The sequence below is a fragment of the Psychromonas sp. SP041 genome (assembly GCF_000470315.2).
GTDB lineage: Bacteria > Pseudomonadota > Gammaproteobacteria > Enterobacterales > Psychromonadaceae > Psychromonas.
In genome coordinates this window covers 41112-50703 of record NZ_CBRF02000034.1, presented here as the reverse complement: position 1 = coordinate 50703, position 9592 = coordinate 41112, and the positions used below count along the sequence as shown (strand labels likewise).

Here is a 9592-nt window from a genome sequence, read left to right as displayed (position 1 = left end):
GCGCATAGGTCAGTTGTTTATATGTTTTCATTGTTGCATCTCTTGCCGGAGAAAAAGCGATAAGCATATCTTCAGCTGATCGTCTTTTCTACCAATTCAAGTTATGCACTTATGATCTGAATCCAAGTGATGTATTTAGTTGTTCATTTATTTACTAAGAAATATAATTGTAGTAAGTTGTAGTTAAATATTTATTTGTCATCATGTTCACATAAAATTGACGACAATTCAGTTAATAGAGATAAAACCACTTGATTAGAAGCACAGCAATTAGCTCACTTTACTTTTTTGTCATTGCATATACGGCACTACAGACGTGGTTACTTCCAATTACCTATCAAATAGACATTTATAGCCTGTTTTTTAGCGTAATGATTACCGCTACTTTGTTATTTTCACTTGTTAACATGCAAAAGGTGAAATATAACCCTGATGTCTATAAATATTTAATGGCTGGATTTTTATTTCTGTTTATCGCCACGCTCACTGATACATTAGATGAAATATTTGTCCAACCTTGGTTATTAGGTGCATTATTTGAAGATATTGGACAATTAATAGGTTTTATTTTAGTGACTTATGGAATCAGCAAATGGATCGCACAGAATAATGCGAATACGACTAAATTAAAGAAACTTTCTGAAACCGATGAATTAACGCAATTATCTACACGTACCCACTTTAACTACCAACTCACTAACTTACTAGTCTCCCCACGCATTGAAACATTTTCTATTTTATTAATTAATATTGATAATTTTAAACTCACTAATGAACGTTATAGCCAAGCTGCTGGTGACATTGTTTTAAAACGACTTGCTAATAAACTCATTGATTGTGTACGTAAAACCGATACGGTTGCTCGTTGGGGTGGTGAAGAGTTCATTATCTTACTTAATAATAGTAATGACGAAATTGCAAAGCAAGTTGCAGAGATGATTCGAGAAAAGACAGAACTCTTATGTGTAGAATATAATCACGATATTATTAATATAACAGTAAGTATCGGTGCAGTTACCTATAAAAATGAGCTAAAAAGTAGTGACCTCATAAATGATGCCGAGCAGTGTTTATCTAAGGCCAAACAGCAAGGTAAAAATAAAGTTCATGTGCGTATGAATACCCAAGACTCATAAAACCACCTCATTTTGGTAGCATGGATTTGATCGTGTCTAGTGATTCTTTACTTTCCTCTAACCGCTAAGAAAACATTATCAACTGAGTAAAGTCATTAGCATTTAATAGATAAATTTATAGAGCTCTTTACAAGCCCTATTCTTCAATTATTATCGCTTTAGCTTTTATAACCATTAGGGTTATTTGACTGCCAACGCCATGTATCCTGCATCATATCTTCTAAACCACGTTCAGCTTTCCAATCTAATTCAGTTAACGCTTTTTCTGGTGCAGCGTAACAAGCGGCGATATCTCCCTCACGACGCGGAGAAACATTATAAGGAATGGCTTGTTTACTAGCAGTCTCAAATGCCTTGATCATATCTAAAACAGAATAACCATTGCCCGTACCTAAGTTATAAATAAATACTCCCTTATCATCTTCAATCCTTTTTAAGGCTTTTAAATGACCAAGTGCTAAATCTACTACATGTATATAATCACGTACGCCTGTTCCATCAGGAGTATCATAATCATCACCAAAAACAGCTAATGCTTTTAGCTTACCAACACCAACTTGAGAGATGTAAGGTAATAAATTATTCGGGATACCATTAGGATCTTCTCCAATTAAGCCAGATAGATGTGCACCAACCGGATTGAAATAACGCAAAATTACAAACGCCCAACGAGGATCTGACTTTGCGACATCCGTTAATACCATTTCCACCATTAACTTTGATGTTCCGTAAGGGTTTGTTGTACCACCAACAGGGAAGTCTTCACGAATAGGTAACGCAGCAGGATCGCCATAAACCGTAGCAGAAGAACTAAAAACAAGCTTAAAAACACCTGCATCTTTCATTGCATCGAGTAATGTTAATGTTCCTTGAACATTATTTTGATAGTAAGAAATAGGTTTAGCAACCGACTCGCCTACTGCTTTTAAGCCTGCGAAATGAATAACAGAATCAATTTGATGCTGTTTAAATACCATGTCTAAAAAGCTTTTATCTAAAATATCACCCTGATAGAAAATAGGCACTTTACCTGTTATTTTTTCAACTCGAGAGAGCGACTCTAACGAAGCATTACATAAGTTATCTATTATAATAACTTGCTGCTCTTTTTCTAAAAGCTCTACCACTGTATGAGAGCCAATATAACCTGCACCGCCAGTTACTAAAATTGTCATAAGTTACCCACTACGTTGTATATTTTTAAAATATAAAGGAAAAATAAAGAAATTAAATTCGTGGTAAACATTTTAACGTTTAAAGAGAGATAATAACAAGTATTGAAGTAGGAGTAGAACAGCAGGCTTTAAATAATTAAACAGATTAGACAAACTAGCGTCGTAAAACAAATAGTAAAATAAGTCCCGACATTGTCGTGGGGACTTAGAAAAAATCACAAACTCAAGTAAGGCATTATTTTCTCTAACGTACTCGCTCCAATACCTTTAACATTCACGAGATCTTTTAAATCTGTGAAATCACCATATTGGTCTCGATAGTCAATAATAGACTGTGCGGTTTTAGGGCCTACGCCTGAGATAGAAGTCAGTTGGTCTAGGCTCGCACTATTAACATTAATACTCGACATTTTTGTAGCAGCAGCGGCCGTCGTGCTAGCTTGTTTAACGCTCGTGGTTGCTGAGCTAACCTTTTCAACACTAGAAGAAGTGAGACTGTTAAGGTCTGCAGCAAATAAACTAGTGGGTAGTAACACTAAAGATGCAGCGAGGGTTAATCCACGTATAAATTTATTAATCATAAAACATTCCTTTCTTTTATTATTCGGAATATTAAATTTAGTTTACTCCGCTACTATGTCAATAAAATATCACAAATAAAGTTTATAGAATAAATTGTTAACTTATTTAATTCGATTCACCCTTAATTATTCATTACACTACAAAATTATTATCTATCGAATTTTCATAAGGTTTTACATAAGATAAAACAATAAAGTGACTTCAAAGTTGAATAACGCTATATAGAAAAAACAACAAAATACTAAGTCCTCAGCAACATAATTTTTTATAATATGTTAATTAATAAGATGACTTTTAATACAATGGCATAAGGTTTCAGAGGTATATTATGACAGTATTACACAGCTTTGAGCATTTACGTTTAGCGCAAGCATTCTCAGATTATTTAAATAGTAAAAAAATTAAGAATATTATTCAACAAAGTGAATTTCAACATCAAATAATCATTAAAGACGAAGCTCAGTTAATACAAGCAGAATCAGAACTCGCTCAATTTTTAGCAAACCCAACGAAAAGTGAATATCTTTCTGCCAGTTGGGAGTCAGGAAGTATTGAAAAAAATGCAACCAACTTCGCCTATGCAAATTCGAACTTATTAAGTAACTTCAAACAACATGGAGGGTTAATAACACATAGCGTGTTTATTATTTGTTTAGTGATTTACGGTGGGTCAGAACTAGGATTTTTCAATCCGATTAACTCTATGTTTTCATTTTTTATAACACAACCTTTTGATTACTTTCAAAGCTGGCGCTTTATCACCCCTGCTTTTTTGCATTTTAGTCTATTACATATCGTATTCAATTCATTATGGTGGTGGCAATTAGGAGGAATAGTTGAAAGAAAACAAGGTAAACAACGGTTATTAATCTTGTTTTTATTTTCTGCTATTACATCTAATTTAGCTCAATTTCTTCTAGTAGGTCCTTACTTTGGCGGTTTGAGTGGGGTAGTTTATGGTTTAGTAGGTTACTGTTGGTTATATGGATTAATGAATAAAGATAGCCAAGTACACTTACCTAATAGCATGTTTGCATTTTTATTAGGTTGGTTAGTATTGGGCTTTATAGATATATTGCCCGTCAATGTGGCCAACTATGCACACTTAATTGGTTTATTAGCAGGACTTATATTAGCGGCAGTTTGTAGTAAATTAAAATTATGAAGAAATAAAGCCAATAAGTTATTGATCTAAATATTTAGTAAAGAGTAAATCTTCAATAGGTCTGGTGCCAGTTATTTCAAAAATGGCATCATTCGCGGCGTCTAAACAACGTGCTCTAATCGCTTTTCGCTCAGTAATGGATTTTATTTGCTGTTCATTCTGTTCGCCTAGAATCGTAATAATACGATCACGAATAATTGGTTCATGGGTTTCTACCTCTTGATAAGCAACTGTCGATTTAACCATTAAATCAACACCTAAACGAATATATCCAAGATGCTTACCTGGTTTAATATAGTTGGTAATAATGTCTGGTTCTAATGCATAATATTGATAATCAGCCACTAACTCGGTACTTTCTTCTTCAGCAACAACGAAATTAAGGGGCGAAAGTAGCGTAAAATAAAACATACAAAAGAGTATTTTTTTGAGCATTGTTTATTCCTTCAACTAAGACGTTAATATTTTTGGATGATATAATATCAATCTCTGTCTAAGATTGTGGATAAAAAAGTATTTCTTAATGAAAAACTTTATAAAAGTATAAATACTAGCCATTTTTAGCCTGTTCCAAAGTTTACTAGTGAACATAAAGTAATAAATTTAATGGTATTGGCAATAGTAAATTCACAAGCATCAATCACTTGATAACCATAAATAAAACGATTTAAAATAAAAGGTTTGTATGTTTAATCAGTTACTGAACATTGTTTCATCCACTCATTGGCAAGAAAACAGTCATCCAAAAAATTGCACTAAGCAAGTACTCTCTTGGTTATTAGATGAGGTATCTTTAACTAAAAAACTTGAACAACGATGTGAAAAATTTACTGTAGAAGTAAAACAACAGCTGAATACAAATACGAATGAATCAACGCTCTCTCAATTATTTCCTGCACCAGAGCAAGTATTAGTACGTGAAGTGCTTTTACACTGTGATGGTATTGCTAACATATTCGCACAAACAGAAATTCCATTTCAGACACTTTCTAACAAGCAACAAAAACTCGCTAATATTGGTTCTGAATCATTAGGTAAGTTTTTGTTTCAAAATAAGACATTACAACGCGGTAAGATTGAAGTCGCAGAGTTTGTTGTTGGCTCTGAATTACATGAACTGTGTGGTTCATTACAGCAATCTTGTAAACATTCCCTTTGGGCAAGGCGTTCATTATTTTACATTGAAAACAAACCTTTACTGGTCAGTGAAGTTTTTTTACCTGCCTCTGGAATTTATAAATAATGGTTTATTTAAATCCCCCTAAGCGCCAAGCATTAATAGAGCTAATGCGCGTCGACAAACCGATTGGCACGCTTTTATTATTGTGGCCAACATTATGGGCATTATGGATAGCAGGGCAAGGTTTACCCGATATAAGCGTGTTAATTGTTTTTTGCTTAGGGGTATTTTTAATGCGCAGCGCTGGTTGTGTGATCAATGATTTTGCCGACAGAAAAGTCGATGGGTTTGTTGCTCGCACTAAAAACAGGCCTTTACCATCAGGCAGAGCGACTAGCAAAGAAGCTGTTTATCTCTTTTTAATCTTAGCATTGTCATCATTTTTATTAGTATTGACACAGAATATCCTGACCATCCAGCTTTCAGTTATCGGTTTATTACTCGCCTTTGCTTATCCGTTTATGAAGCGTTTTACTCACTTGCCTCAATTTGTATTAGGCCTTGCTTTTTCTTGGTCCATTCCGATGGCTTATGCTGCAGAAGCCAACGCTCTTTCTAATTCTATATGGTTGTTATTTCTCGCTAACATCACATGGACGATTGCCTATGACACTATGTACGGCATGGTTGATAAAGAAGACGATCTTAAAATAGGCATAAAATCGACGGCTATTTTATTTGGAAAAAACGATAAATTAATTATCGGATTATTACAGTTAGCAACATTACTAATATTGGCTCTTGTGGGTGTTTTAGAGCAATTAACTTGGTTGTATTATATAGGTTTAACCATTGCAGGATTTTTATTTTTACAGCAGCAACACCGGATTAAAGATCGTAATAAAACAGCCTGCTTTAAAGCTTTCTTAGATAATAATTATGTCGGCTTTGTGATTTTCATCGGTTTTGCTCTAACTTATCTATAAACGGTTAACATTTATTTCACTGTTCAAAATAACAATCGTATGTTGGTCAATTTGTAACTGTGTTTCAGATATAAAAGTGGCTTTATACCAAAAGAATTAATAAGGTGATCATTCTTGCTGGTTAAAATCACCCCTAACTGCGTTGTGAGTTTTGAAGTGAGAACAACTATCTCCTACAACTCACGCCTTATTAGTGTTAATTTTTCCTACGCAACCCCTGATCACTTATTTAATTCCATTGGTATTAATAACACAGAATCTGTTTTTTGTTTAGCTGCACGGTAAGCTGCTAAACCTGCAGTTCCACCACCAATAATGGCAACTTGTACATTAACTTGCTTCATATTGTTTCTCGCTATGGTTTTTTTTGTGAATTTTGAATAAAAAAAAGCGTATGCCTTATGAAAAGAACATACGCTTTAGTTAATCATTGATGATGATTAACTATTAGCATAAGCCACCGCTGCATCACTATCACCGATATGTTTACCATCAACAAAAAGTTGTGGCACAGTCGTTTGACCTGTCATTGCTTTCAAACTAATGCTTGTTGCATCTTTACCCAATACAATCTCTTCAAAACTAATATTGTTATCTTTCAATGCCGCTTTCGCTTTTTCGCAGAAAGGACAACCAGGCTTAGTTAACAAGGCAACTGCAGCAGGTGCTTTAGCATTTGGGTTGACATAATTTAACATAGTATCTGCATCAGAAACTTCAAACGGGTCACCTGGTTGATTTGGCTCGATGAACATTTTTTCAATTACGCCATCTTTAACCAACATACTGTAGCGCCAGCTACGCTTACCAAAACCAATGTCATTTTTATTAACTAACATGCCCATGCCTTCAGTAAATTCACCGCTACCATCTGGTACCACAGTGATATTTTCAGCTTCTTGATCTGCAAGCCATGCATTCATAACAAAAGTATCATTAACACTTAAACAAATGATTTCATCAACACCATTTTCTTTTAATACACCTGCTAATTCATTATAACGAGGTAAATGTGTAGAAGAACAAGTTGGTGTAAATGCACCTGGTAATGCAAATACAACCACTGTTTTACCTTTGAATAATTCGTCGGTTGTCACATTAACCCATTCATCGCCTTGGCGAGTTGGGAAAGTTGCTGATGGTACGCTTTGACCTTCGATATTATCTAACATGTATTGCTCCTAAAAATTTTCAATTATTTATATTAAGTTTGCTAACAAACATGCGTTTGTTGCGGTGGTGTTATTAGGCGAAATAACAAACGATAACTAATTGAGATTAATATCGCTTATCACTTCTAGAAATAGTCTTTAGCTATAGATTCGTATTGTTGTTTATTATTAATCAAATAATGCTTTCAAGTTTGCAATGCCTTTATCTGCTAATTGCTTCTTTTGATCTTCAGTGCGTTTCTTAGGGCCACTTTCCCACTCCACATCTTCCTGTGGTAACTCATTTAAAAAACGACTTGGGATCGGTTTAATTGTTTCCCCATACTGACTACGCTCTTTAGCTAAAGTAAATGTTAATTCTTTTTGTGCTCGTGTAATACCAACATAGGCTAAACGTCGTTCTTCTTCGACATTGTCTTCATCAATACTGACTTGATGCGGTAATAAACCTTCTTCCATACCAATCATATAAACGTAAGGGAACTCTAGCCCTTTCGATGCATGCAATGTCATTAATTGCACTTGATCTAATTCTTCTTCACTTTCATTACGAGATAACATATCACGTAATGTTAATCGTGCAACTACCTGCTCTAATGTCATTTCCTCATCTAAGTCATCGCCTTTCAGCATTTCAGTCACCCACTTAAAAAGTGTGGAAACGTTCTTCATTTGCATCTCGGCAGCTTTAGGGCTTGGACTATTTTCGTATAACCAATCTTCATAACCAATATCACGAATTAAGTCTCTTACTACATCAATATCATCTTCTTTTTTTAAACGATCATTTAATTCAACTAACCAACGCGTAAACGCTTGCAGTGTATGTAACGATTTACCATTTAAGGTTTGCTCTAAGCCAAGCTCAAAGCTAGCCGAAAACATACTGATATGGCGTAAATTAGCATAATTACCTAGCTTTTCACGGCTCACTGCCCCGATCCCTCTAGGAGGTTTATTAACCACACGAATAAATGCATTCTCATCATCGTGATTCACTAACAATTTTAAATAAGCCATGATGTCTTTTACTTCACTACGAGCAAAAAATGACGTTCCACCACTTATTTTGTAAGGGATACGATTTTCCATCATCACTTTTTCTAATAAACGACTTTGATGATTGCCTCGGTATAAAACAGCGTAATCTTTAAAATTAGCACCATTCATGAATTTATGACCAGAAATTTCCATAACAACTCTTTCTGCCTCATTTTGTTCATTTTTAGCTAACAATACTTTAAGTGATTCACCATAAGCTAATTCACTAAATAAACGTTTATCGAATTCATGAGGATTATTCGCAATGAGTACATTCGCTGCTTTCAATACACGTTGACTAGAACGGTAATTTTGCTCCAATTTAATGACTTTGAGTTGCGGAAAATCTCTTTGTAACAAGACTAAGTTTTCAGGTCGGGCACCGCGCCAAGAATAGATCGATTGGTCATCGTCTCCTACCACGGTGAAGCGTGCTCTTTCTCCCACTAAAGATTTAATCAACTCATATTGACTAGTATTAGTATCTTGATATTCATCCACTAATAAATAACGAATTTTCTTCTGCCAACGTAAGCGGACTTCTTCTTTAAATTTTAGTAATAAAGTAGGTAAAACAATTAAATCATCGAAATCTAAGGCGTTATAGGCTTTTAATTGACGTTGGTATAAATCATAACAATGCGCAAAGATAACGTCTCTCTCACCTTTAGCTTGCTTGATTGCTTGAGGAGGTAGAATAAGTGCATTTTTCCAATTAGAAATTTGTGTTACTAACGCTTTTAATAAATCAGTATCTTCTTTTAATTGTTTCTCAGTTAATTCTTTTAATAACGCTAAGGTATCTTGATCATCAAAGAGCGTAAAACCGGCTTTCATCCCTAACGTTTTTATTTCTCGTTTAATGATTTCTAAACCCAATGAATGAAAAGTAGAAACCATTAAACCGCGAGATTCTTTCCTGCCTAAGGTTTCACTGACACGCTCTTTCATTTCTCGTGCCGCTTTATTGGTAAATGTTACCGCAACAATATTCTTCGCCAAATAATCACAGTGTTGTATTAAATAAGCGATTTTATTCGTGATCACGCGTGTTTTACCACTACCAGCACCAGCCAGCACTAAACAAGGGCCAGAAATCGTTTTAACCGCGGCGTCTTGTCCAGGATTTAGTTTCATAGTATTTCCTAAATTTAAAAAGAAAAAGCCATTCGATTTTACTGATCTTTTAATTGAAAGCTAGCGTAGAAATATAGA

General features: G+C 34.6%; 10 protein-coding genes. 4 read left to right on the top strand and 6 right to left on the bottom strand.

What is annotated here, in order from left to right; all coding sequences use genetic code 11:
- Positions 1–251: 251 nt before the first annotated feature.
- A complete protein-coding gene (locus SP041_RS16415; protein ID WP_081695392.1) occupies positions 252–1136 on the top strand; it encodes a GGDEF domain-containing protein in 885 nt (294 codons plus the stop codon).
- A 158-nt stretch (positions 1137–1294) separates the two neighbouring features.
- On the opposite strand, the gene galE is transcribed toward SP041_RS16415, so the two are convergent.
- Together galE and SP041_RS16405 are read right to left on the bottom strand one after the other, a co-directional pair.
- Positions 1295–2311 carry a UDP-glucose 4-epimerase GalE gene (galE, locus tag SP041_RS16410; protein ID WP_025564746.1) on the bottom strand — a complete coding sequence of 339 codons (1017 nt, stop codon included), beginning with the start codon at positions 2309–2311 and terminating at the stop codon, positions 1295–1297.
- Between the two features lie 215 nt (positions 2312–2526).
- Positions 2527–2892, bottom strand: a complete 366-nt coding sequence (locus SP041_RS16405; protein ID WP_025564745.1) for a helix-hairpin-helix domain-containing protein — start codon at positions 2890–2892, stop codon at positions 2527–2529.
- A 329-nt stretch (positions 2893–3221) separates the two neighbouring features.
- Here SP041_RS16405 and glpG point away from each other — a divergent pair, with 329 nt between their 5' ends.
- On the top strand, positions 3222–4058 hold the full coding sequence (gene glpG / locus SP041_RS16400; protein WP_025564744.1) for a rhomboid family intramembrane serine protease GlpG: 837 nt from the start codon (positions 3222–3224) through the stop codon (positions 4056–4058).
- A gap of 18 nt (positions 4059–4076) precedes the next feature.
- On the opposite strand, the gene SP041_RS16395 is transcribed toward glpG, so the two are convergent.
- Positions 4077–4493 (bottom strand): flagellar basal body-associated FliL family protein, encoded by a 417-nt coding sequence (locus tag SP041_RS16395; protein WP_025564743.1) that lies wholly within the window; start codon positions 4491–4493, stop codon positions 4077–4079.
- 250 nt (positions 4494–4743) lie between these two features.
- On the opposite strand from SP041_RS16395, the gene SP041_RS16390 reads away from it, so the two are divergent.
- The gene (locus tag SP041_RS16390) at positions 4744–5301 is read left to right on the top strand and encodes a chorismate lyase (protein WP_025564742.1); all 558 of its coding nucleotides are present in this window, start codon (positions 4744–4746) and stop codon (positions 5299–5301) included.
- Positions 5301–6164, top strand: a complete 864-nt coding sequence (ubiA, locus tag SP041_RS16385; RefSeq protein ID WP_025564741.1) for a 4-hydroxybenzoate octaprenyltransferase — start codon at positions 5301–5303, stop codon at positions 6162–6164. The genes SP041_RS16390 and ubiA overlap by 1 nt, the downstream gene beginning before the upstream one ends.
- 221 nt (positions 6165–6385) lie before the next feature.
- Here the strand turns inward: ubiA and SP041_RS21370 are convergent, their stop codons facing one another.
- From SP041_RS21370 to rep, 3 genes are all read right to left on the bottom strand, one after another.
- Positions 6386–6508, bottom strand: a complete 123-nt coding sequence (locus tag SP041_RS21370; RefSeq protein ID WP_276607154.1) for a hypothetical protein — start codon at positions 6506–6508, stop codon at positions 6386–6388.
- 96 nt (positions 6509–6604) lie between these two features.
- Positions 6605–7336, bottom strand: coding sequence for a glutathione peroxidase (locus SP041_RS16380; protein ID WP_137297938.1), 732 nt, complete (start codon positions 7334–7336; stop codon positions 6605–6607).
- A 168-nt stretch (positions 7337–7504) separates the two neighbouring features.
- A complete protein-coding gene (gene rep, locus SP041_RS16375) occupies positions 7505–9514 on the bottom strand; it encodes a DNA helicase Rep (RefSeq protein ID WP_137297937.1) in 2010 nt (669 codons plus the stop codon).
- Positions 9515–9592: the final 78 nt, after the last annotated feature.

Bases quoted from the DNA above. Each gene is read 5' to 3' on its own strand.
- galE (WP_025564746.1), bottom strand. From the start codon at position 2,311: ATGACAATTTTAGTAACTGGCGGTGCAGGTTATATTGGCTCTCATACA.
- SP041_RS16405 (WP_025564745.1), bottom strand. From the start codon at position 2,892: ATGATTAATAAATTTATACGTGGATTAACCCTCGCTGCATCTTTAGTG.
- glpG (WP_025564744.1), top strand. From the start codon at position 3,222: ATGACAGTATTACACAGCTTTGAGCATTTACGTTTAGCGCAAGCATTC.
- SP041_RS16395 (WP_025564743.1), bottom strand. From the start codon at position 4,493: ATGCTCAAAAAAATACTCTTTTGTATGTTTTATTTTACGCTACTTTCG.
- SP041_RS16390 (WP_025564742.1), top strand. From the start codon at position 4,744: ATGTTTAATCAGTTACTGAACATTGTTTCATCCACTCATTGGCAAGAA.
- ubiA (WP_025564741.1), top strand. From the start codon at position 5,301: ATGGTTTATTTAAATCCCCCTAAGCGCCAAGCATTAATAGAGCTAATG.
- SP041_RS21370 (WP_276607154.1), bottom strand. From the start codon at position 6,508: ATGAAGCAAGTTAATGTACAAGTTGCCATTATTGGTGGTGGAACTGCA.
- SP041_RS16380 (WP_137297938.1), bottom strand. From the start codon at position 7,336: ATGTTAGATAATATCGAAGGTCAAAGCGTACCATCAGCAACTTTCCCA.
- rep (WP_137297937.1), bottom strand. From the start codon at position 9,514: ATGAAACTAAATCCTGGACAAGACGCCGCGGTTAAAACGATTTCTGGC.